At 42.3% G+C, this 22,955-nt stretch carries 23 protein-coding genes and 3 pseudogenes; 15 read left to right on the forward strand and 11 right to left on the reverse strand.

Going from position 1 to position 22,955, the window contains the following annotated elements; translation table 11 throughout:
* The first annotated feature begins 140 nt into the window (after positions 1 to 140).
* The 9 genes and pseudogenes from ACE3JL_RS18775 (at position 141) to nusB (ending at position 9,256) form a co-directional block, all read left to right on the forward strand.
* Positions 141 to 962: a cell division protein FtsQ/DivIB gene (locus tag ACE3JL_RS18775; protein WP_375328116.1), complete on the forward strand. Its 822-nt coding sequence runs from the start codon at positions 141 to 143 to the stop codon at positions 960 to 962.
* Positions 963 to 1,154: 192 nt separating this feature from the next.
* On the forward strand, positions 1,155 to 2,402 hold the full coding sequence (ftsZ, locus tag ACE3JL_RS18780; protein ID WP_271988234.1) for a cell division protein FtsZ: 1,248 nt from the start codon (positions 1,155 to 1,157) through the stop codon (positions 2,400 to 2,402).
* A 6-nt stretch (positions 2,403 to 2,408) separates the two neighbouring features.
* A complete protein-coding gene (thiD, locus tag ACE3JL_RS18785; RefSeq protein ID WP_271988235.1) occupies positions 2,409 to 3,209 on the forward strand; it encodes a bifunctional hydroxymethylpyrimidine kinase/phosphomethylpyrimidine kinase in 801 nt (266 codons plus the stop codon).
* Between the two features lie 7 nt (positions 3,210 to 3,216).
* A complete protein-coding gene (locus ACE3JL_RS18790) occupies positions 3,217 to 3,702 on the forward strand; it encodes a bZIP transcription factor (RefSeq protein ID WP_271988236.1) in 486 nt (161 codons plus the stop codon).
* A gap of 193 nt (positions 3,703 to 3,895) precedes the next feature.
* Positions 3,896 to 4,855, forward strand: a complete 960-nt coding sequence (locus ACE3JL_RS18795; protein WP_271988245.1) for a hypothetical protein — start codon at positions 3,896 to 3,898, stop codon at positions 4,853 to 4,855.
* 884 nt (positions 4,856 to 5,739) lie between these two features.
* A pseudogene (locus tag ACE3JL_RS18800) lies at positions 5,740 to 5,927 on the forward strand (hypothetical protein).
* A gap of 126 nt (positions 5,928 to 6,053) precedes the next feature.
* Positions 6,054 to 6,641, forward strand: coding sequence for a protoporphyrinogen oxidase HemJ (hemJ, locus tag ACE3JL_RS18805; RefSeq protein WP_002756136.1), 588 nt, complete (start codon positions 6,054 to 6,056; stop codon positions 6,639 to 6,641).
* Between the two features lie 360 nt (positions 6,642 to 7,001).
* Positions 7,002 to 8,465 (forward strand): DNA phosphorothioation system restriction enzyme, encoded by a 1,464-nt coding sequence (locus tag ACE3JL_RS18810; protein WP_271988238.1) that lies wholly within the window; start codon positions 7,002 to 7,004, stop codon positions 8,463 to 8,465.
* 137 nt (positions 8,466 to 8,602) lie between these two features.
* The gene (gene nusB, locus ACE3JL_RS18815; protein ID WP_002789075.1) at positions 8,603 to 9,256 is read left to right on the forward strand and encodes a transcription antitermination factor NusB; all 654 of its coding nucleotides are present in this window, start codon (positions 8,603 to 8,605) and stop codon (positions 9,254 to 9,256) included.
* A gap of 24 nt (positions 9,257 to 9,280) precedes the next feature.
* Here nusB and ACE3JL_RS18820 read toward each other — a convergent pair whose 3' ends face one another.
* Positions 9,281 to 9,748, reverse strand: coding sequence for a CYTH domain-containing protein (locus tag ACE3JL_RS18820; protein WP_271988239.1), 468 nt, complete (start codon positions 9,746 to 9,748; stop codon positions 9,281 to 9,283).
* 21 nt (positions 9,749 to 9,769) lie between these two features.
* The gene (gene gloA, locus ACE3JL_RS18825; protein ID WP_271988241.1) at positions 9,770 to 10,180 is read right to left on the reverse strand and encodes a lactoylglutathione lyase; all 411 of its coding nucleotides are present in this window, start codon (positions 10,178 to 10,180) and stop codon (positions 9,770 to 9,772) included.
* 354 nt (positions 10,181 to 10,534) lie between these two features.
* On the opposite strand from gloA, the gene ACE3JL_RS18830 reads away from it, so the two are divergent.
* The gene (locus tag ACE3JL_RS18830; protein WP_271988242.1) at positions 10,535 to 10,843 is read left to right on the forward strand and encodes a hypothetical protein; all 309 of its coding nucleotides are present in this window, start codon (positions 10,535 to 10,537) and stop codon (positions 10,841 to 10,843) included.
* A gap of 145 nt (positions 10,844 to 10,988) precedes the next feature.
* Positions 10,989 to 11,162 carry a hypothetical protein gene (locus ACE3JL_RS18835; RefSeq protein WP_375329630.1) on the forward strand — a complete coding sequence of 58 codons (174 nt, stop codon included), beginning with the start codon at positions 10,989 to 10,991 and terminating at the stop codon, positions 11,160 to 11,162.
* A 169-nt stretch (positions 11,163 to 11,331) separates the two neighbouring features.
* Here ACE3JL_RS18835 and ACE3JL_RS18840 read toward each other — a convergent pair whose 3' ends face one another.
* The 8 genes and pseudogenes from ACE3JL_RS18840 to ACE3JL_RS18875 all read right to left on the reverse strand — a co-directional run bounded on the left by ACE3JL_RS18840 (position 11,332) and on the right by ACE3JL_RS18875 (position 17,554).
* Positions 11,332 to 11,709 (reverse strand): DUF3110 domain-containing protein, encoded by a 378-nt coding sequence (locus ACE3JL_RS18840; RefSeq protein WP_002795498.1) that lies wholly within the window; start codon positions 11,707 to 11,709, stop codon positions 11,332 to 11,334.
* A gap of 79 nt (positions 11,710 to 11,788) precedes the next feature.
* Positions 11,789 to 12,250, reverse strand: a complete 462-nt coding sequence (locus ACE3JL_RS18845) for a DUF2996 domain-containing protein (protein WP_271988243.1) — start codon at positions 12,248 to 12,250, stop codon at positions 11,789 to 11,791.
* A gap of 82 nt (positions 12,251 to 12,332) precedes the next feature.
* Positions 12,333 to 12,634 (reverse strand): annotated as a pseudogene (locus ACE3JL_RS18850) (IS1 family transposase); the annotation flags it as partial.
* Between the two features lie 332 nt (positions 12,635 to 12,966).
* The gene (locus tag ACE3JL_RS18855) at positions 12,967 to 13,308 is read right to left on the reverse strand and encodes a DUF565 domain-containing protein (protein ID WP_150978209.1); all 342 of its coding nucleotides are present in this window, start codon (positions 13,306 to 13,308) and stop codon (positions 12,967 to 12,969) included.
* 2 nt (positions 13,309 to 13,310) lie between these two features.
* Positions 13,311 to 13,922: a DUF3611 family protein gene (locus ACE3JL_RS18860; protein WP_334311261.1), complete on the reverse strand. Its 612-nt coding sequence runs from the start codon at positions 13,920 to 13,922 to the stop codon at positions 13,311 to 13,313.
* Between the two features lie 348 nt (positions 13,923 to 14,270).
* Positions 14,271 to 14,954 (reverse strand): J domain-containing protein, encoded by a 684-nt coding sequence (locus ACE3JL_RS18865; protein WP_271990410.1) that lies wholly within the window; start codon positions 14,952 to 14,954, stop codon positions 14,271 to 14,273.
* Between the two features lie 241 nt (positions 14,955 to 15,195).
* The gene (locus ACE3JL_RS18870; RefSeq protein ID WP_375328117.1) at positions 15,196 to 15,960 is read right to left on the reverse strand and encodes a PD-(D/E)XK nuclease family protein; all 765 of its coding nucleotides are present in this window, start codon (positions 15,958 to 15,960) and stop codon (positions 15,196 to 15,198) included.
* Between the two features lie 644 nt (positions 15,961 to 16,604).
* Positions 16,605 to 17,554, reverse strand: a protein-coding gene (locus ACE3JL_RS18875) for an IS630-like element ISMae26 family transposase (RefSeq protein WP_375327693.1) whose coding sequence is annotated in 2 segments (ribosomal slippage) — positions 16,605 to 17,212 and positions 17,212 to 17,554 — 951 coding nt in all. Because the reading frame shifts where the segments join, the coding sequence is not laid out codon by codon here.
* Positions 17,555 to 18,030: 476 nt separating this feature from the next.
* Between ACE3JL_RS18875 and ACE3JL_RS18880 the strand changes: the two genes are divergently transcribed.
* From ACE3JL_RS18880 to ACE3JL_RS18890, 3 genes are all read left to right on the forward strand, one after another.
* Positions 18,031 to 18,306 carry a BrnT family toxin gene (locus tag ACE3JL_RS18880; protein WP_375328118.1) on the forward strand — a complete coding sequence of 92 codons (276 nt, stop codon included), beginning with the start codon at positions 18,031 to 18,033 and terminating at the stop codon, positions 18,304 to 18,306.
* Positions 18,307 to 18,325: 19 nt separating this feature from the next.
* Positions 18,326 to 18,544 carry a BrnA antitoxin family protein gene (locus ACE3JL_RS18885; RefSeq protein ID WP_375328119.1) on the forward strand — a complete coding sequence of 73 codons (219 nt, stop codon included), beginning with the start codon at positions 18,326 to 18,328 and terminating at the stop codon, positions 18,542 to 18,544.
* 822 nt (positions 18,545 to 19,366) lie between these two features.
* Positions 19,367 to 19,489 carry a DUF2281 domain-containing protein gene (locus ACE3JL_RS18890; protein WP_271987878.1) on the forward strand — a complete coding sequence of 41 codons (123 nt, stop codon included), beginning with the start codon at positions 19,367 to 19,369 and terminating at the stop codon, positions 19,487 to 19,489.
* Positions 19,490 to 19,614: 125 nt separating this feature from the next.
* Here ACE3JL_RS18890 and ACE3JL_RS18895 read toward each other — a convergent pair.
* A pseudogene (locus ACE3JL_RS18895) lies at positions 19,615 to 19,740 on the reverse strand (tetratricopeptide repeat protein); the annotation flags it as partial.
* A gap of 160 nt (positions 19,741 to 19,900) precedes the next feature.
* Between ACE3JL_RS18895 and ACE3JL_RS18900 the strand changes: the two are divergent.
* Complete coding sequence (locus ACE3JL_RS18900; RefSeq protein WP_375328120.1) at positions 19,901 to 22,513, forward strand: Calx-beta domain-containing protein; 2,613 nt, start codon at positions 19,901 to 19,903, stop codon at positions 22,511 to 22,513.
* Positions 22,514 to 22,955: the final 442 nt, after the last annotated feature.

The following is a 22,955-nucleotide window of genomic DNA, read 5'->3' on the forward strand; positions in this document are numbered from 1 at the left end:
AAAAGAACGCCTATAGACTACTACTGTTATAACATTTATTATCTCTTTCTTTGTCAAACTGATTACTTGAGTAGCGATCGAGTTGTCAGCAGCCCACCTCGCGACCTAAGATAACAGCAAAACTGTCCCGGATTTCCCCTATGAGCGATCAAATTCTTTCATCCCTCTCCCTGGAACAAAAACGACAAACCCTGCGCCACCAAAGGCGATCAAAGGTATGGCAAGCTCTAGGTCGCTTTCTGGTGGTTAGTGGTTTAGCGACGGGATTAGCTTGGGGGATGACTTCACCCTATTGGACAATTACCAAGGCCGGACAGGTGGAAATCGCAGGCACGGAATTAATGTCCCCCGAGTCGATTCGCGCTCGGCTGAAATTAAGCTATCCTCTATCTCTCTGGGAATTACCTACCCATCAATTGCAAGAAAAATTAGCGGCTATTCCCGCTATTGCCGACGTTAAGATCGAGCGGCAATTATTACCCCCGAAAGTGATTGTTTCTATTCAAGAAAGAAAACCTGTTGCCCGTTGGCGTTCCCATCAACAGCAAGGCTTTTTAGATGCCACCGGAACGATAATTCCTCAAAACTATTATGGTCGAACTCTGACTAAAACCCAATTACCTAGCCTAGAAGTGCTTGGTTACGACCGACAATATCAACAACAGTGGCAAAAAATTTATCCCTTAATTGATAACTTATCGATTAAAGTTATCGCCATCGATTGGCGCAATCCTAGTAATCTTGTACTAAAAACTGAGCTAGGACAGGTCTATTTAGGTTTTTATAAAGATAGATTGCCCGAAAAATTAACCGCTCTCGTACAATCACGGCCATTGTCATCCAAGATACCTCTAGCGCGAATTCTCTACATTGACCTAAGCAATCCCGATGCTCCCACTGTACAGTTAAAACCGCAGCCAGCCCCTAGGGTTGCCAAAGTAACGGCAACTGGTAGGGATTAACTGGAATTGATCAGTAAATAAATGTAATTATTCCCTTTAGCTATTGGCAAAAAAACCAAATTATGATTTTATGAACAAGAAACTGATACTGTAGATACTGGAACCAACATAATATTAGTGATAGTGTTAACAGTGCCCCTCTGATTAATCAAATCAATAACAGAATCTTGTACTAAGAGTGTTCCAATTCCAATGACATCGATTAATGAAATTGTTTCCATCTACCCTAATCCGAACAGTAACGATTATGCCAGTTCAGCGATGAGCGAAGATAATCATTACTCCCAGAATAATACTGGTGTATTACTTACTCATCCCCATGAATCACAGATGACACCCCGAGAAGAAAGTCGTAGTAATCGCATCGTGCCGAGCAATGTCGCCAAGATCAAGGTGATCGGGGTCGGCGGTGGGGGCTGTAACGCCGTTAACCGCATGATCGCCAGCGGCGTAACTGGAATCGAATTTTGGGCAATTAACACCGATGCCCAAGCCCTGGCCCACTCCTCCGCCCCCCAGAGGTTACAAATCGGGACAAAACTAACCCGCGGTCTAGGGGCAGGGGGTAATCCGGCGATCGGACAAAAAGCGGCAGAAGAATCTCGGGATGAAATCGCCCAGGCATTGGAAGGAACCGATCTAGTCTTTATTACCGCCGGCATGGGGGGCGGCACGGGAACGGGGGCCGCTCCAATTGTGGCCGAAATTGCCAAAGAAATCGGCTGTTTGACCGTGGGCGTTGTCACTCGTCCCTTTACCTTCGAGGGTCGTCGTCGCACTAATCAGGCCGATGAGGGGGTGGGGGGTTTACAAAGTCGGGTCGATACCCTGATCATTATCCCCAATAACCAGTTATTACAGGTAATACCCGCCGAAACTCCCCTACAGGAGGCTTTTCGCGTCGCTGATGATGTGCTGCGGCAAGGGGTACAGGGTATCTCGGATATTATCACTATCCCCGGTCTGGTGAATGTGGATTTCGCCGATGTGCGGGCAGTGATGGCCGATGCGGGTTCGGCCCTAATGGGCATCGGCATCGGTTCGGGAAAATCTCGGGCTAAGGAAGGGGCGGTCGCCGCTATTTCCTCACCGTTACTGGAATCCTCGATCGAAGGGGCGAAAGGTGTGGTCTTTAACATTACCGGTGGTCAAGATCTAACCCTACACGAAGTCAATGCCGCCGCCGAAATTATCTATGAAGTGGTGGATCCTAACGCTAATATCATCTTTGGGGCAGTAATTGACGAGAAAATGCAGGGAGAAGTCAGAATTACCGTCATTGCCACCGGTTTTTCCGGGGAATCCCCCTCTCGTCCCACCAGTAGCAAGGTGGTGATCAATACCCCCGCACCCAGTCCGGCACCCACTCCCGAACCACCAAAACCGGCGGGATTAGATATCCCGGAATTTCTCCAACGTCGTCGTCCTTTTGATCGCTAACCTCCTATGACTGCCATTGCCCTCACCATCGCCGGTTCCGATAGTGGTGGCGGTGCCGGAATTCAAGCGGATTTGAAAACCTTCGCCTTCCACCGAGTTCACGGCACCAGCGCCCTTACCTGTGTTACCGCCCAAAATACCCTAGGGGTCGAGCGCGTCGAGTCCTTAAGTCCAGAAATGGTAACGGCCCAAATCGATACCGTGGTCAGGGATCTATCTGTGTCAGCGGTTAAGACGGGAATGCTGTTTAGTAGCGAGATTATTGAAGCAGTGGCCGAGGCGATTGAGCGTTGGTGTTTGACCAGTTTAGTGGTGGATCCGGTTATGGTTTCGCGGGTAGGAGCCAAATTAATTGATGATCGGGCTATAGATAGTCTTTTTGATAGTTTAATTCCTCTGGCTTCGATTATTACCCCTAATCGTTACGAAGCACAGCTTTTAAGTGGCATTGAGATCAATGATTTTGAGACGATGAAAGCGGCCGCTGCAATTATTTTCCAGAAGTCGGCCACACCAGTATTAGTGAAGGGGGGAGCCATGAAAGGACGGCTGCGTGGGGTTGATATCTGCTTTGATGGGGAGAAATGGGAAACTTTTAAGACCAGAAGCGTCGAAACCACTAATACTCACGGGACTGGTTGTACCCTGTCGGCGGCGATCGCAGCTAACCTCGCTTTGGGTGATGAACTGAAAATAGCGGTGAAAAAAGCTAAGGATTACGTTACTAACGCCCTCGATCATTCCCTCGCTATCGGTCAAGGAACAGGTCCGGTGGGTCATTTTTACCCCTTAAAAGCCCTAAATTAGTCACTTCATGACCACTACGTCGCGTATTTCCCCCCAAGTACCCCAGAGTTGCACCGGTCGCCCCTCGGTTCCCCTCTCGGTCTATCGAGAATTAGTCAAAGAATTGCAGACTACCCAAGCACGGGTGGAATTTCTACAATCACAAAACCAGCGACTTGTCAAGAGTAATCGGCAATTACGTCAGGAAATCGAGACAGTAGTTGCTCAGGGAAGACGATTAAAAAAAGTGGTACAGGGTTTCGAGAGAAATCCTATCGAGGAACCCTCCTTCCTGATCCCAGTTCGTCCTCGTCTGGTTACACCCTCTTCTCCTTCGCTGCGGGTTAAGGAAGAAGTCTCAGTCACCCCTCCTATCAGCGTCACTGCTTCAAGACAGCAATTACCTAAAAATATTTGGTTAGTGGTCGGGTTAATTATTCTCGTGGTTCTTACCTCTGGTTTTGTGGCTTTTTGGCTGGTTTCTGCCTCTAGAAATGCGGGTTCGACCGACTGATTCACTTTCATCGGGGCATTTTCAAATCAATTTTTTGCCAGATATGATAGAACCATCGTCAGCGACCGCGAGTATAGGCTACATATCAGGAGAGGCAATAGGGGCAAAAGGTGCAATAAGTACCTAAGCAAAATTAATTACACATATCTAACCCCGCTCTTGCCTCTTGCCTCTTGCCTATCTTCACTAGGAAATTAATTTTGCACGACTACTTAGAGTATTTTTTAGGGAGAATGACCGATTGAAAACTGTTTTTTCGGGGATTTTAGTCCTATTTTTCTTTTTTTCGACCGTGCAGGTCTCTTTTGCTCAAGAATCGAGACGACTGGAGACTTATCTCCCAGATCTCAGTGGTTTAGCTTGGGTAGAAGCAGATATTTTTCTAGGGGTTCACGATGCCAAAAATAAGGGCAAAAAAAGTGATCCATCTCAACCAAGGCTGAGTCTTTTACAGCTGCCTACCCAGGAAAAACCGCTATTATGGCAGGTTTTAAGGGTAGATTGGCCAAATCCAGAGGGATTGAGCAACGATCTCGAAAGTATTACTCATATCCCAGAAACTAATTTATTTCTGTTGGCTGAAAGTGGCGAGAAAAAACCTTTTCAAAGACTATTTTTAGCAGCATACAGCCAGCAAAAAGTCAAGATAGTTGAGCAAATAAACTGGCCGATTGCAGTGGAAAATGTAGAGGCGATCGCTGTTAGTCGGCAAGGCGATCGTTATCTATTTATCTACGCGGAACGGGCTGATGGTCAAGAGAGTACAAAGATTCGCTGGACGGATATCTCGTTCAATCCCTTAAAATTCGGGGAATTTCAGTCGGTAACTTTTCGGAGTCCTTTTGGTAGTGGTAAAAACATTCGCCTCATCTCTGATTTAGCCGTAGATAAGCAAGGTAATATCTACATAGCTTCTGCTTACGATCCAGATAATGCGGGGGTGTTTAGAAGTGCTGTTTATCGTATTGGTCAAGTTACAGCTGATAATCACCTAATTCTTGCCCCTAATCCCCAAAAAATTGCAGAAATCGACGGTTCCAAAGTGGAGGCGCTGACCACCAGAGAATCTCCTAGAGGTGAAGTAGAAGTCTTTATCGGTACAGATGACGAGAATTATGGCGGTTTTCTGCGACCTTTGCTCTTAGATAATTAGCTATCCGTCGTCAGGAGATAGGAGATGGGAGTCAGGAGTCGGTCGTCAGGAGATTATTTTTATTTATTCTTCCCACTCCCCACTTCATAATTCATAATTCATAATTCACTGACAGGGGGACAAGCTGGCTGAACTCCTTACAGCATAAGCTTTTTGGGGTGTTCGAGCGAAAAAGTTCTATGCAGATCACCCCCCATTGTTGATAAAGATTTCTAATAAGCTCGCCCAAATCCCTGATTCTCTCGTTAGCTTTTTGGCTGAAAGGGATGTATCTATTTGTAACTGAGGAGCCTAAAAACCTTTGTGGACAACGCTTTGAGATGTCTTGTCCCCCTGTCAGCATAATTCATAATTCATAATTCACAATTCACACTTTGTGCTTTTTGTCAAAAAAACTTTTTTTTTGCAATAAAACTACACAAAAAAAAGATCATCGTTGTGGGTCAAATTGACTCATTTACCTGTCTTAATTAGGATCACCTTCTAGGTTTGGTAAGGGTTTCAATCGTTGCTGCCAAAAAAAGCATAGAACAACCCACTATGAAATTCTATCAAATCGCTGTAACCAGCGTAACATCGTTGTTAAATAAAAATCTTTCTCAATAAATTCTTAAGAATTTGTAAATATTGCGGAATGTTAATTTAAATATTCTCAAGTTTTTGGAGTCAATGAATAATTTTTGCTTATCTTTTCCCACATTGGGTTAGAAGTCAGTAGTCAGGAGATAGGGTGGTCACTGCGTGCGCGTTGCGGGGGGATTTAGGGGTTTAGGGTTTTGGGGATTTAGGGGTTTAGGGTTTTAGTTGAAATTCCCCCACTTCCCACTTCCCACTTCCCTTCTCCCTACCCCCCACTTCATAATTCAGGCTTTTCGGTTTGTGTTATGCAATGGACGGGGGCTATAAGGGATGGAACCCTTATATAGAGAAGCATTTAGCGATTTTTGTCAATTATTTTTGATCTAGAGCGAACTGATCAATTAAATCTCTTGCCAGATAAGGATTTAAAGGATTTAGTCGATTTATGCCTCCTATAGAACCATACCAAGTAACGAAGAGCCATAATTCATAATTCATAATTCATAATTCCTGCTCCCCAACTTCTATTTTCCGTCTAAACTTTTGTATAGGGATAGTCTGGGAAAGTATGGATAACTCTTAGACTAATTAATTCGGGACTCACATCACAATATAGACTATGGCTTACTATTGGTTTAAAGCATTTCATCTGATTGGGGTAGTTGTTTGGTTTGCGGGACTATTTTATTTAGTACGTTTGTTTGTCTATCATGCGGAGGCAGCAACAGAAACGGAACCCGCACAAGCTATTCTGAAAGCACAATACGAGATCATGGAGAAGCGACTCTACAATATCATTACCACACCGGGGATGATTGTCACCGTGGCCATGGCGATCGGTTTAATCTCCACAGAACCGGAAATTTTAAAATCGGGATGGTTACATATTAAATTATCCTTTGTGGCTCTTTTACTGCTCTATCATTTCTACTGTGGTCGCATCATGAAAAAGCTAGAAAAAGGGGAATGTAATTGGACGGGACAGCAATTTCGGGCCTTAAATGAAGCACCAACCCTGTTATTGGTAGTTATTGTCCTTTTGGCAGTATTTAAGAATCAATTACCCCTCGATTTGACCACTTGGTTAATTGTAGCTTTAGTGGTATTAATGGCAGTGACAATCCAACTTTATGCTAAAAAACGTCGCCAAGATCAAGAAAAACTTCGGCAAAACACTCCCCAAAAAGAAGAAGTAGCGACCAGGTAAATTATCCTAATCGTTCCCTAGGTTTCTAGGATAACAGTTAAGAGTGGTTTGATAGTTGTGGGATGGTCTTTTTAGTCCATCCCCATTCTATAGGTAGCAACCTTGAGCTTTAAAATTTTTGGCTTTATGCTATTTTTAAATCTATACCAAAACTATTTAGGGTTTGCTGAAAAAGTACGGACGAAGCATTCGGATAGAAAATCTCCGGTTTCACCGATAGGTTATTGGCCGAATGCTTCACCCCTACAAGACGCGGGCCGATGAAAACGCAAGGTTTTGAACAACGCCATAAATAAAAACAATCTTCTGACTACTGACTTCTAACCCTAACAACAATTTTTGATTTTTACAAGAGGTCCTATGAATAGTTGCTGGATAGATTGGGAAAAAATAACTAGAGATTTTCTCAGTTCCCGCAAAATCAAGCAAGTTGCTGAATTGCGAGGATTCTATCGAGTTAATCCCTCGGGTATTCCTAGAATTCCTCCCAATTTAGAATTGAGAGACTACCAAAATACAGCGATTATCAGTTGGTTTCGTAATCGGGGACGAGGAACTTTAAAAATGGCCACTGGCAGCGGTAAAACTATTACTGCTTTAGCTATTGCCATGGAACTTTACGAAGCGATTGAACTGCAAGTATTATTAGTAATTTGTCCCTATTGTCACCTAGTCAATCAATGGCAACGAGAAGCGGAAAAATTTAATCTTAAACCGATTTTAGCCTACGAAAGTGTCCATACATGGCAAAGTCAACTATCCACAGAATTATATAATGTGCAAGCGGGTAATCAAAAATTTGTCACTATTTTAACTACTAACTCAACTTTTATTAGCGAGGGGTTTCAATCACAAATCAAATTTTTTCCCGATAAAACTTTAATCGTTGGTGATGAAGCCCATAATTTAGGTTCCCCCCGATTAGAAGAGTTATTACCTCGTTCTTTAGGTCTAAGATTGGCTTTATCTGCCACTCCTGAAAGATATTTTGATGAGGAAGGAACCGACGCTATTCTTGATTATTTTGGACAAATTCTACAACCAGAATTTACCCTAGCTGATGCTATTAGTAAAGGTGCTTTAGTCAATTATTTTTATTATCCAATCTTGGTTGAATTAACCGATAATGAAGCTTTATTATACGCAAAATTGACCCAGAAAATTGGCTGGACTTTGCAGAAAAATAGTAATTTAAATGGCAATGAAAATTTAACAGCACTGTTAATGCAAAGATCGCGATTAATTGGCTCAGCGAGTAATAAATTACAGGCTTTACAACAACTAATGCAAGAGCGTTTAGATACGGATCATACCTTATTTTATTGTGGGGATGGTTATGTAGAAAATTATACGGCTAATTATCGTCGTCAGGTAGAGGCTGTTACTCATTTATTGGGCAATCAATTAGGTTATCGAGTTGCTACCTACACCGCAGAAACTTCCCTAGAAGAACGAGAAAAAATTCGCCAACAATTTGAGGAGGGTTATCTGCAAGGATTAGTGGCAATTAGATGTTTAGATGAAGGAGTAGATCTGCCCTCAATTCAAAACGCAGTTATTCTGGCTAGTAGTGGTAATCCTCGCCAATTTATTCAGCGTCGCGGGCGAATATTGCGCCCCCATCCTGATAAAAAACAGGCGACTTTATTTGATATGATCGTTATGCCACCCACCTTAGATCGAGAAACCTGGGAAGTAGAAAGGAATTTATTACGCAAGGAATTAAAACGCTTTCTAGAGTTTGCCCAATTAGCCATTAATGCTCAAGAAGCTGAGACTAAATTAGGGGAGATTCAAGATAGATATTGTCTTTTGTCTAATTAAAACTTGAAAAGTTAAATCTTGGCAGCTTTTATGCTAGAATAGAAGTTAGTCAAAAATTGATCGCCGAGAAAAATTAACCAAACCGAATAGCGATCGATAAAGTTGTATAATTTTCTTTCCTCTCCTTCTAAATTTATATGCCTCCCCGTCAACAACCCCGTCGCATTGCTCGAGAACTTGCCCTTTTGAGTTTAAGTCAGATTAAAGGCAATCCTGAAAACCTAGAACAGCAAACTTTAAACGATTTAATTTTAGTCGCAGTTAGAACCTTAACCCTAGAAATTCAAGAAACCCTAGAAACCGCTGCTGCTGAAATTAGTCGTGGTAATGAACGGATTCTCGCTAGTGATACTAAGGCAACAAATCTAAAAAGCGCCCAAACTATGGTAAAAGAAGCAATTTCTCTTACCCATAATGCCATTAATCGTTTAGGAACCGTGATAGATTTTCCCGAAATTGTCCAGTTATCTAGTCAGTACGAAGTGCGGGAATATGCCCTAGAATTAATCGGTACAGTCTATCGTCGTCGTGCGGAAATTGAACAGGAATTAACCAGCGCTTTAGTGGATTGGCAACTGCATCGTTTACCAAGAATCGATCGGGATATCCTGCAAATTGCCGTGGCAGAAATGCTCTATCTCGATATACCTCAAAAAGTAGCAATTAATGAGGCGATCGAATTAGCCAAACGTTATTCTGATGATGAAGGTTATCGCTTTATTAATGGCGTTCTCCGACGGGTAACGAATAAGCTAAACGAAGCCGAAAAAGCCGTATCTACCCAGAGTTAAACTGGGAGTAAATTAATACTACAATCACCACATTTTATAGGGAAATTTCTGTAAATTGCTATTGTAGTATCGCTCATCTCCCGTGACTTCTTCGCCGATCCAATCAGGAATAGTAATGACTTGATCCTCTTGTTCTAACTCAATTTCAGCCATAATCAAACCTTGATTATCCCCCAAAAATTCATCAACTTCCCAAGTTAAATTATCCAGAGAAATGCGATGACGAATCTTTTCAATTAAAGGTTTCTTACAGAGGTTTTCTAACATGATCTCCGCATCTTCTAGGGGAATTGCATACTCGAATTCTTGGCGACTAATGCCCTCAGTCTTACCTTTAATGGTTAAATAACCCCGCTCTCCAACCACACGAACTCGCACAGTTGTCAATCCCTCTTGGGTAGGAATATATCCTTGACGATACAACTTGCTGGTCGCCAGCGAGCGCCAGTGATCCCCTTTAACCAGAAACTTCCGTTCAATTTCAACAGACATAAGCTTTTGACGATAATAAATTTAAGCCGTAGCCACGGCAGCAGCTTGGGTTCCCAGTTGAATTAACTCGATCTTGTAGCCATTAGGATCTTCCACGAAAGCAATCACCGTAGAACCGTGTTTCATCGGGCCTGGTTCCCTGGTAACATTGCCACCAAGACCTTTAATTTTCTCACAGGTGCTATAGATATCATCCACGCCTAGGGCAATATGACCGTAAGCGTTACCGACTTCGTAGCGATCAACTCCCCAATTATAGGTCAGTTCGATGACAGCATGATTAGCCTCATCGCCATAACCGACAAAAGCCAGAGTAAATTGACCATTAGGATAGTCTTTCTGGCGCAGTAACTTCATTCCTAGAACATCGCAGTAAAATTGTAGAGATTCCTGCAAGTTATTGACCCGGAGCATGGTGTGTAAGAGACGCATGATTATTTTTAGATGACATCGATCGAAAAATTATTCATCCTTGATTGTAACCAGTCCTTGGGCCTTCTTGTCTCCTTGAGGCTCAAAAATCATACTAATACAAGTGTACAAAAACTCACCTTAAATGTCGGCATTCTCCCTCTGTTAGACCCATCTGGTTAGCGGGGGAGGAATGTTGACCAGTACAAAGCGTGCCTAGCGCATCAACGCTCAATATGTGATGCTTCACCTTGGTGAGTTTTCTGGAACCGTAGAACAAGTCCCGATACTAAATCTGGTTATTAAAAACTGATTATTTATTCCCTTCTGCCTTTTGCCTCTCCTCATAACTAGCCTGTACTCAACGGATTTAGTATGACTCTAGTAGTCAAGCTTCAAGTGGGTAGCGAACAGCAAAAATTGTTGTCCGATATCTGTTCGGTTTTTGCGTCAGCTTGTAACTGGATTAACGAGAACGTCAATCCCTGGCTGACTAACCGGAACTCGATTCAAGCTGTCTGCTATCAGGACGTTAAGGATCGGTTCGGATTGACGGCTAACCACGTTGTCAGAGCTTGCGGTCGGGTGGCGGCTAATCGTTTGACAGCAAAACAGAAGGGGAAGAAGGTCAAGAACTTTGCTCCGACAAGTTTCGATTGCGACGCTCGAACTTTTCGGTTTTAAGACCGAAAGAAGGCGGTCTAACTCTTGGACTTTTTATCAGCTTCGACAATTTCTCGAATACAAAGGCATTAAAGAAGGAGTTGAGGTCATCGCGGTTAATCCATGATATATCTTTCAAACTTGTCATTGTTGCCTACATATCGGAATTAGAAGCGGGAAATCGTTTAAGTGTAGCAATAAGGCTTGTGGTTGGAGCGGTGACGCAGACGCAAACGGTAGCCAGATGATTAGACTTTTGGGGAGTCAGTGTAATCCAACCCAGAAATCCGAATGTATTGGCTTGCCCGATAAGTTCAGGGTTATAGAAAGCTCCCGTTAAGCTGACGCTTTAACGGGAGTAGATTACTTCTAACTCCTGAATACTGTCTCTGTTCGGACTTCGGCGTGAGCTTTTGTCGAACGCTCAGTCGAACGCTGAGCTCACGGCCGAAGCCTGTCTCCTTTCTCCTAACCAAGCAGGACAATTTTCGATTTTTACAAGAATTTTATTACAAAAGTCCTTCGAGACGACGACGGATGCTGTCCAACTCCGCATCGGGAATCTCGGAGAACTCCTCCTCAGCGGGGGGGACTTCCTCTTTTTGCCAATCCAACTCTGAGGCATTGCTTTCGGGGGGAATCACCAACATACCCGCTTCAATCATTTCCGCTTGATAACCAGCGCCGCGACAAAATTCTGCCACTTCCTCCGAATCAATTTTCTCTACCGTGGGAGTCGGAAAATCCTGTGCCTCTAACAGCAGAGCATAACGGGTGGCATCATCTTCCGATTCAAACATTAACACCTTATTGATAGCTCCCATTTGAATCGTGTGGATACCTTCGTTTTCTGTGCCTGCGTTAAAAAGTAGTACAAATACACGCATAATTACTATTGGCGATCGATAAGCAGTGGTCATCTATGCTCATTTTACCCCCCTTCTCGATCGCTAATCCTCAGTAATTTTAGTTTCTGGTCAACCACTTTTGACCGTTAAGCCGTTGCAGGGTGTAAAACAAGAGTAAATCAAGACTAACTTTCCTTTCATCGATCATAAATGATTCAATAGTACTAGGTTGAGCTCCACCCTCAGCTTGCGAAAAAGCTTTTTTACCATTGATGTCTTCTTCCGGAAAATAAATGCTAAATTGACGCATTCCCTGGAGCCAGTTGCCGGTTAACTGCCAACAGGGAGAGCTAGAAAAGCCCTGCCCAGGAATTTTATCCTGTTTAAAGGATAGCTTAATATCAGTTATACCCAGCTTTTGCAAGGCTGCCGCTAGTGCGGGCTGAAAATGCTGCTCAATAAATTCAGCAAAGGGTTTTTCTTCGACGGTAGGCTCCTTGGGCTTTTTAGCAGCCGCAGGTTTGGCCGGTTTTTCTGTTTCTGCTGCCGGAGTTGCCGGGGTGGTGGTTTCTTCTGCCATAGGAATTAATCTGGAATGGGTAGGTAGCTACAATTATATTTTCTCCGGGGTTATCAGTTATCAGTTTTTTTAGCTATCAGCTTACCCATCCAAGAATTCCATCTCGAAAGTGGTCAACAGCTGTCCATATCTAGATTTTGTTCTTTTTTTTGCAATAAAGGTCTCTAATTCATCTAGTTCTCCCACTTCTGGAATCGTTTCTGAGTTATGGGAATCAGGCGGCAGTTTTCCCACTTGTTTAACCCAATCCATAATAGTTATTCGTGAGACTCCCGTCACTCTCTCAATGCCTCGAAATCCCATGCCATTTACATACATTTTCAGACGGGTGCGCTTCACATCATCGCTATAGCCCTTGGTTTCATAGCTATGGATGAACTGACGACTCTCTTAGGTTTGCTGGGCAAAATGTATTCTAGGATACATTACTCCTAGCGAGGGAGTGGAACGAACCACTAAAGACACAAAGGACACAAAGATTGATCGATCATTATGTAAGTTAAACTTATCACACAGAACCTAGAAGAGCCAACTGACGACCACAGTTTACACATATATGGTTTTGTTTTTGACCACGATGACCATTTTTATTGATGTGGTCACTTTTACATTCTGGACATTTCATCGTTTTCTTCTCTTCATTGAGTTTCTATTTATTTTGCCTTCTCATCTCTTTATGTGACAACGCCAGGAAAAAGGCAGAGAGGATTAAATATTTAAGAGCCAATTTTAAAGGCTTCTAGAAACAAACTATAGGTAATACCAATTTTTAGTAAATTGAAAGATTCTCGCAGAATTGGTGCGGGTTTAGCCTGGGAACTTTTTCGGTAAGCAATCCAGCTAATTGCCTCCGTAAACAGCAGCAATAAACCGGCACCGGTGACATCCCATTGAGCAGTTTGACCGGCAGTGGTGACAATTGCTTGACCAGAAAAAACTCCAAATAAAACACAAATTATTTGGAGAGAAATCCGTCGCCAAGGATTACTAAAAAAGCTATTAAATCGACTGCTGGTAACATTAGCCAGCGTACTTAAACGAGTGCGTTGCATGGTCATATTTATTTAGAAGTAATACGATTAAGAAGCCACAAAGAGGTAACTATACCAGTAAAGTGAGCGAGAATTGTATTAGTATTAGCCTGCACAATTAACAGGTCAACAGAATTAACAAATTGACTGGGGTTAGAGGCAACATTAAAAGTACCTTGGGGAACATTGAGGGATTTAATTAAGACGATTCCCGCTAACGCTTGCGCTCCCAAAATAGTTAAAAACATCCCAATAATATTAGCGATTAAACCCTGACGGATTAACTGGATAGTATCGGACTTTTTCGGGCGACTATCCTCATCACCCCTCAACATTTGACGGGCAATTTTCATGTAACGAGAAGAAAAGAAAATGGCTACCACTAAGAAACAAGCCCCACCAATGGCACATAAAACACCGATTTCAATACCAGAAGTGCGTTGTCTCGTCCCTAATAAACTGGCGGTAGCAATGAGTAATAAAACCCCTGAAATTACGCCTAGGACAATCTGCGTCCAAAAACCGATTCTTCCCTGACGTAAAAGGATATTAGCAGCCCGTTGGACGGCCGGAGGTAAGGAATAAAGATCAGAATCTCTAGTGGTGGATATATTGGTAATTTCTGATTGTTTGTCTCTCATCGGGGTTAAGCTAGGATTGGGTAAATCTGGTCTTGATCTATTTTCGTCTTTTTTTTTGCCCATGGCTAGAGATTTAATAAACCTCTTGCATAATTAATTTTTCAGGGTTCAAAAACGGCAAAAATAAGGATTAAACTGCATAAAATCTGTAAATAGACCATTTAATCGATTATTATTCATTCTTAATTCTCCTAACTACTGACCACTGGCTACTGACTCCGTTCGGCGGTTCGGACATCGGACGTTCGGCGAGACTTCGGTGGTGAGCTTTTGTCGAACCCTCAGTTGAACGCTGAGTTCACAGCCGAAGCCTCACCCTAACAACAATTTGTGATTTTTACAAGAAGTCTAATTTCGGCACTGACTAGCTATCTGTTTAGCTTCCACCTGTAAACGCTGGGCCATGCGGAACATTTCTTGGCCCGTATGGAGAGAGTGATCGTCGTAGTTAAGGGTAAAGGTTTTTAATTCTTCTAGTCCATCACTGAGATGATTGAGACAGTAGTAAAGAGAAGCGGCCACTCTGGCCATTTTGGCAGGGTTAGGCCTTTGAGAAAACAGGGTTTTGGCTCGATCGAGATTTTGGCGACAGGTTTCTAGATAGTCTTGAAAAACAGCCATTAACTGATCATCGAAGGGATCAGCAGATAGGTGATCGATCTGACCTTTGAGAGGCCGGATAATTTGACCAATCAGGCGATTAATCGGGCTATAGGTCTGGTTATACCACTGTTTGACCAAGGCCTCGTCTTCCTGGACTGCTTCTTTGTAACGATGATAATTTGCTTGGGCTGCGGCCGTGCGTTGGCTGCGGGGAGAATTGCCGATTAGTTGGTTATCATAGTCCTTTCTTAGCCTCGGATCGCTTAAAATCTCGTAGGCGGCGTTAATAGCGACGATTTTATCGTGACTGGCACTATCGTTTTGACTATCGGGATGGAATTGTCTGGCTAAACGCCGATAGGCCTGTTTAATCTCGTCAGGGGTCGATTTATGGCTGATTTCTAAGGTTTGGTAGTGGTTGCCAGTCATGAGCGCAAGCGATCGATCTTCTTTTGTTATTATCGACCATGGTTAACGCAGCGGGGAAGAACAATTATCGAGAATAGGGTGGTGGGGAGCAGAGAAGTGGGGTGTAGGAATTATCAATTATGAATTATGAATTATCAACTGGGGAGCGGAGAAGTGGGGTGTGGGGTGTAGGGTGTGGGAAGAGTAAATAAAAATAATCTCCTGTCTGGGAGTCTCCTGTCTCCTGACGACATCGGCAAAATTAGACAAAAGGATTGATTTCAGGGATATCCTCGATCGAGGGTAACTCTATTTTCTCCGATCGCTCTTGTCTAAGATAATAGGGACAATGAAGCTGACAATCGGGACGATGGGGAAAATTAACTAAATCATTTTGGTATGCCGATAGATAACGATCAAGCTCCTTTAATAAACGGCGTAAATCTCGCCCTGTCTGTTGGTGTAGTTTCTGATTATAGTTAAAAGTAATTTGTTCGGGGCTGCGGGGCAACTGCACAAACCAATAGGTCATCGATAAACTATCAAGAGGATAAGCAGAAGTTTCTCCCAAAACATAGAGATAAAGTCTCGTCTGCCAATTTTTGGCTAGTTTGTCGGCATCAGTAGGTTTTAAGTAGGTTTTCCAGTCAAAAATTACCGCTCGATCGCTCTCTAATAAAATTAAATCATAGATAACCGTTAGTAAATAATTACCCACAGTTAAACTGCGACAATGTTCCGCTTCTCGATTAGCTTCTCCTGGATTTTGGGCAATTGCCGGGGCAGCCTTTAATAAGGCTGTTAAACAATGTTCTAACTGTTCATTTTCCCGTAATAGAGACGCGATCGGCATCCCTAATTCCCGCTGCTGTAACAATAAGTGAAACTGACTGCCCCATTCTTGCCGCTGCAATTGCCCGGGGTCAGCTGGTGTGTTAAGTTCCTCTAGATAGACTTTTTGAAATCTCGGTGGACAGGTTTCCAATAGATTTAAATGGCCTTGAGCAAGACGATAAATCTTAGACATAATAGGTTTATCTTTAATAAGCTGTTCGTAATTTAAATTGCTTGTTGAGACGAAAGAGTCGGCTCTTCTAAGTTCTATGTAATAAGTTTAACTTACATTATGATCGATCGATCTTTGTGTCCTCTGTGTCTCTCTGGTTCCTTCCATTCCCTCGCCAGCAGGACTGTATCTTAGAATATATTTTAGCCACTAAACCTAAGAGAGCCTTGATTTTTTCCCTGAAAACAAGGGATTGCCTAACGCACCCTACTTGACTTGACTACTACAGCGATGGCGATCATACTATTTTTGATATCTGGACTTCCCCGTTGACAAAAAGCCATAACCTGTGCTGTAGAAGGGATTAAGAGAATTTCCAGCGCCCCGTTACTGGGTACAAATCAGGGAAACTTCCAATAAATCTAACGCTTTTTGTTGCAGTTGGGTCGGTCGAGTTATCTTAGAAAAACGATAACTTCCCTCCCAGAAGTGTTGAACGTTGAGAAAAGCGAGACAAAAAATGCTATTATAGATAGAATCTAGACAACTTATTACCCTCACAATAGTGAGTTTGCCCTGATGACAAATTTTTCAAAACTCATAAAAGATACTCTCAATCCACTGCCCAAAAATGACTAAGAGGGCGATTATAGCAATTCTCTGACTTATGAGGTACAGTAGCAACAGTGAGTAAACCAATTGCGAATATCTTTTTGAGTAACTTCTAACATAGCCAATTCAATCCCTTCTATTAAGTCTTTGTAAGTTCTCGCCTTTAGTTTTCTTAACATCGCTTTGACTTTTGACCAAAAGTTTTCAATAGGAGAGAATTCGGGAGAATAAGGAGGTAAATAGATGAGTCTAGCTTTTTCTTGTTCGATTATTTCTCTGACCATTTCTCCGAGATGAATCTTGGCGTTATCCATGATCAGACAGTCTCCTTCTTTAATTTTTGGCAGCACTTCCTTCAGAATAAATCCTTCAAATGTTACCGCATCCACTGCACCGTATATGTTGACTGATGCGACAACTTTTTCTAAGCTTATAGCACTAATTATTGAAATATTTCTCCCTCTTTTTTGTGGTTTTCTTCCCCTAGCTCTTTGGCCAATTAAGGCTCTAGCATAGAGTCTCAAAAGGGCTAAATTTACCCCCGATTCATCGATAAAAATTAGTTTTGATGCCTCAATTTCCCGAACTTCTGACCAGTATTCCACTCTTTTTTGCTGTACCCTGTCACTTTCTTTTTCCGCCGCGTGTAGTGTTTTTTTTTGAAACTATAATTGAGTTTTTGCGTCAGCCGCCCCAAGGTGGCTCTACTGACTTTCACCTGTGTCTTTTCATACAGTAAGTCCGATAATTCTTCGAGAGTTGCATCATTGTTAGCTTCGATGATTTCTATTAAAATTATCAATTGTTCACTATTTAACTTGGTTGGCGGACTTCCCCCTTGCGGACGAGGACGGATATCTCCTGTTTCTTTATGTTGCTTCAATAACTTCTGAATAAAGCTTTTGGCCACGTCAAATCTCTGAGCTAGTCCTCGAATGGAAATTTTTTCTTTCTTCCAGACATCGATAATTTTTTGGCGAAAATCTACGGAATAGGGTCTCATAGGAAGCTGGTAAGTTCTATTATTTGTCTATTTGCTTTCCATTGTACCTCATAGCTCCAAGAATTGCTATAGTACATTTACCTTCGTGTCCAGTTGGATAGGTTTCGCTCTAGATAAAAGCCTCGTCAGTATGAGAGATTTATGTACGCGGATGACTCTTCAAGGAATCGACCTTTTACATGGGTACATTAAGAAAAGTTAAGGGGGTGCATCCATTGATGGATAAGGGTTTTCGGCTATTATGGTATATATGTATGGGGGAAGTTCAGATATACAGAAAGTTGACCCATATCGTTACTCTGGAGAGTTTTATATAGAAAGTTGACCTGTAATATGTAGTTATGCGGCAAGTCCTCGGTTAGGACAGTGGCTTGAAGTTGCTTGCGGGGCATTCATTGACGATAAAAATTGCTTGGCATGGATAGCTGTAACGACAATTTATAACTACAATTGGTTATTGTAGCTGTCGTTCGGTTATGGAATATGAATCGGATGAAGCAAAACGTCTTGCTAATCTTCGTAAGCACGGAATAGATTTTACCGATGTTCCAGCCGTGTTTGATGGGGATATTGTAACGGTTGAGGACGATCGTTACGGTTATGGAGAGCAGCGTTTTGTCACATTCGGTTTGTTGCAAGGGCGAGTGATTGCCGTTGTCCATACAGAACGTGAGGATTGCACCCGTATTATTTCTGCAAGAAAAGCGACGAAATATGAACAACGAACCTACTTCGAGCAACTCTCAAACTGATTGGCAACGATTGGATGCGATGAGCGATGAAGATATTGATTTATCAGATTGTCCAGAGATTACGCCAGAAATGTTTGCCTCTACGGTAGTGCGGCGGGGTTTACCTGCTACAAAAGCCAAGACTCAAGTTACACTCCCCATTGATAGTGATGTATTAGAGTGGTTTAAGTCTCAAGGGCGTGGCTATCAAACACAGATCAATCAATTGCTACGAGCGTATATGGAGGCACATCAATAACAGGCAGATTCATGTTTTTGTATTTGAAAACAAGGATTGCAGCGGCATAATACTAAATCTGGTTATTAAAGACTGATTATTTATTCCCCTTTTTGCCTTTTGCATGAGTAGAAAACGGGTTTCTCGGAGAAACCCGTTTTCTGTGCGTTACTCAACGGATTTAGTATAACAAGGGATTTACCATACTTTATTACACTGAAAACCGCTAAGTAGTCGTGCAAAATTAATTTCCTAGTAAAGATAGGCAAGAGGCAAAAGGCAAGAGGGGGTTAGATATGTGTAATTAATTTTGCTTAGGTACTTATAACAAATCACTGCACCCGAAATAATAGTGAAATTTTGTGACAAAGTGCAGCCAGATACAAGGATCTTTGCTAGAACCCTAGAAGGCTTCTGTGATCAGTCTCCTTAAAGGAGATTGTTTGCAGTAAGCTCATCTGGCTAACAGGCTTTTGGGGCTGATATAGGGAAGGTTTCTTGCGATCGCGCCTAAATGGAGTGATATTCTAGAAGTTGACCTATATCGTTACTCTGGAGAGTGTTATACGGAAAGTTTCTGTATAATCTCTAGTTAGACTGAAGAAATCGGCTCTCTGGGGATTACGCCGAGGACTGTATCCTGTTATACAATTACGATTTGACGTTAACTCAGAAAAGCTGATACAGTAAAGGTTCTGGCCAATTAGCTCCCTAACTACCAGCCTCATTCCCGGAGAGCCAAGAAATCCTTAAAAATCCCATTCACTTTAAAACTAGGGGGATCTGTATGTTGAGGCTTTGATGTAACTGCTATACTACCTACTCTTCCTAGAGGTAAACCAGATGATTTCTCCCCAACTGATTGCCACCCTCGACAAACTCCCGTCCCCCCTCCAAGCCGAAATTCTCAACTACGCTGAATACTTGGCTGCCAAATACGCGGCACTGGTTCAGTCTAGTGGTTAAATAGTCTGAAAGCTTTGTCCTGTAAGAATTTTATTGATTGAGGGCAAAATCGCTGTATCCCTTGCTGTGCAGAGAGTTCACCTAATTCCAATAATTAGACGATACCAGTGCCAAGAGCAATTCAATCAACGAAAAGAGGCGATCGCTTCTTCTAGTTTCTTCTGGTCAGACAGCGCAATGCCCAGACCGTTGTAAGCAGTAGCATCATCGGGTTTTAGCTTGATTGCCTGACGATAAGCGGCGATCGCATTTTATCTGCTTTTTTCGGAAAGACGATTACAAAAGTTAATACTTTATCGCTCAAAATCCTATTCTGTCGTTCGCAGCCCAGAATGATACCTTATTCCGACTAAAAATGTTGATTTAATTTTATAATTACCATCATTGAAACTTTTTATAGGGTAAACCATCATGTCTAATTCATCTTTTTCTAGTCTTTTGTCTGTTTATGACTGGCTTGGGAATTTTGCTAATTTAGAAAATTTCTGGAGTTTATTGGAGACAGCCTTTGGGTCAAGTTATGATTTTGCAACAGCGGCAAGTTTTCGTTCTCAATGGCAAAGTCAGAATTTTAGTCAGTTTCCCCAGATTGAAATAGTAAGTAATAACGTTTTAGGTAGTGCTAATGGAGCCTATTCCTTCAGCACGAATACAATTTATCTGTCTGAACAGTTTTTAGCGTCAGCAAGTCAGCAATCTTTAGTAAATCTAATATTAGAAGAGTTTGGACATTTTGTAGATGCTCAAATTAACTCTGTAGATAGTGCAGGGGATGAGGGGGCAATTTTTGCGGCTCTGGTTGCGGGGGAAAGTCTGGATGCTTTGATCTTACAGGCTTTAAAAACTGAGGATGATCACGGATTTATTACAGTAAATGGAGAAGTGATTCAAGTAGAGCAACAGGATTATACGGGAACGAATGGGAATGAAACTCTTGTTGGTACTTCTGGAAATGACACATTTAATCCACTCCGAGGACGAGATACGGTAAATGGAGGAGATGGCAATGATCTACTAATCATCGATTATTCTACTAGTAACCATAATGGGCTTCCGCCTGCGGTCGGAATTCAGACTCTTAGTTTCTATGATTTAGGTAATGGGCTTGGTCAATATGAGGGCGTTTATCAAGTGACTTTAGATCCCATTAGTATGAGTTATGATTCAGTCTCATTTACTAACATAGAACGGTTTCAAATTACGGGAACGGTTGTGAACGATGCTATCACTACTGGTGGAGGCAACGATCTCCTAGCAGGAGCAGTAAGTAATTCTTTGAATCCGGGTATCGGAGAAATTGACCGCTTAGAAGGTGGAGCAGGAGCAGACACCTATATTCTGGGTAACTTTATCACTAGTTTCTATGACGATGATGATCCCATGAGTATGGGGACAACTGACTATGCGCGGATTGTGGGCTTCGACGCCGATGAAGATCGCATTCAACTGAGTGGGCCAACAACGAATTATTTCTTAGGAAATTCGCCGATTCCGGGTATCACAGGTACAGGAATCATCCTCGCCAAACCTGGCGCAGAGCCTGATGAACTGATCGCTATTATCGAAGGTGTAACAGGGTTAGATCTCAACTCCAACGCTTTTTTTGTGGCACCCAATGAGCCAGGCACATTGTCCTTTTCCCAAGCAACTTTTAGTACATCAGAAAATAATAACGCTTCCATTACCGTCATTCGGACAGGCGGAAGTTTAGGAGTCGTTACCGCAACGATAACCCTCAGCAATGGAACGGCCAGTGCTTCAGACTACAATAACTCACCTATCATAGTCAACTTTGCTGATGGTCAAACTAGCCAAACTATCTCTGTTCCCATTATTAATGATGCGCTTCATGAAATAAACGAAACAATTAATCTGAGTCTTGTCAGTGCAACTCGCGGCAACCAAGCTACGGCTGTTTTAACGATTGATGATAGCAGCGATCGGCCAACGATTAGTTTTACCAGTAGCAGTCAAACAGTTGTTGAAGGATTGACTAGCCCACAAAATTTAAGTTATACGGTTAGTCTATCCAACCCCAGTACTCGAACAATCACTGTTCAGTATGCTACTGCTAATGGAACGGCTTTAGCTGGCTCCGATTATACAACTTCGATTGGTACTCTCACTTTTAATCCCACTGAAACCACTAAAACTATTACGGTTCCAATTTTGGATAATTCAGTTAACGAACTAAATGAGACCTTTACTCTTACTTTATCTAATCCTACGAATGCAACGTTGGGTACTGTTCCTACAACAACGACAACCATTACAGATACACTTGGCTCGTCAGTCACCACAATCTTACCGCCTAATGTAGAAAACTTAACTCTTTATAATTCTCCTTTTAGTGGCGGATTTGTTAATACGGATGGAACAGGCAATGGTTCAAACAATATAATTACAGGTACTACTGTTGACAATGTCCTCAATGGGGAGGGTGGAAACGATACTCTAAACGGTGGGGCAGGCATCGATACCCTCAATGGTGGGGCAGGAAACGATATTTTAAATGGACAAGATGGCAATGATACCCTCAATGGTGGAACAGAGAACGATACCCTCAATGGTGGGGCCGGATTGGATAACTTAACAGGAGGAACGGGGGCTGATACCTTTATTTTTCAATTTGGGCAATCTTATGTTGATCGCATTACTGACTTTGCAATTGGAACTGATAAAATTGACCTTCTAACCTCAACAGGTTTAGCCACTCCTGCTCCAACTTCTTTTAGTCGTGCGACCAATAGTGCCGCCGCTGATTTAACCACTGTTGTTAATAACGTCTTCACTGATGCCAACGGAGCGATCGCAGGCAATCAGGCATTAGCAATTAACAGTGCCGCTCTTGTGCAAGTGACTACGGCTGGTATTGCTGGGACTTATCTTGTGATTAATAATGGTACTGCTGGCTTCCAAAATAGTATTTTGGGCGGAAATAATGATTCTATCGTTAATATTACGGGTTTTACTGGCACAGTTCCCGCATTAGGCACAATTTCTGTTAATAGCTTTTTTGTTTAGGGGTTAAGAGCAATGGCACTGGTTCAGTCTAGTGGTTAAATAGTCTGAAAGCCTTGTCCTGTAAGAATTTTATTGATTGAGGGCAAAATCGCTGTATCCCTTGCTGTGCAGAGAGTTCACCTAATTCCAATAATTAGACGATACCAGTGCCAACTCCTGTAGAAGCTCAAGTAGCCCAGTCTCTATTAAACGTTGAATTATCAGCAGATTTCAAAGCTGACTTTGAAGATAGAAATGGAGTAATTCTGGGAACTGACAAACTCTGGAGAGAGGGTGAGGGAAACAGAAAAAGATATACACTGAGGATTCCTAATCGCATTTGGCAAAGATGGTCTGAGGTTGCTCGTATTAATTTAGCTTGCTGATCATGTAGAGTACACTAACGAAGTACGATCGCCGAACTTATATGGCGGTCGCAAATGATTTGTAAAATCTTCAATGC

This window comes from Microcystis sp. BLCC-F210 (assembly GCF_042134685.1).
Lineage (GTDB): Bacteria > Cyanobacteriota > Cyanobacteriia > Cyanobacteriales > Microcystaceae > Microcystis > Microcystis aeruginosa_D.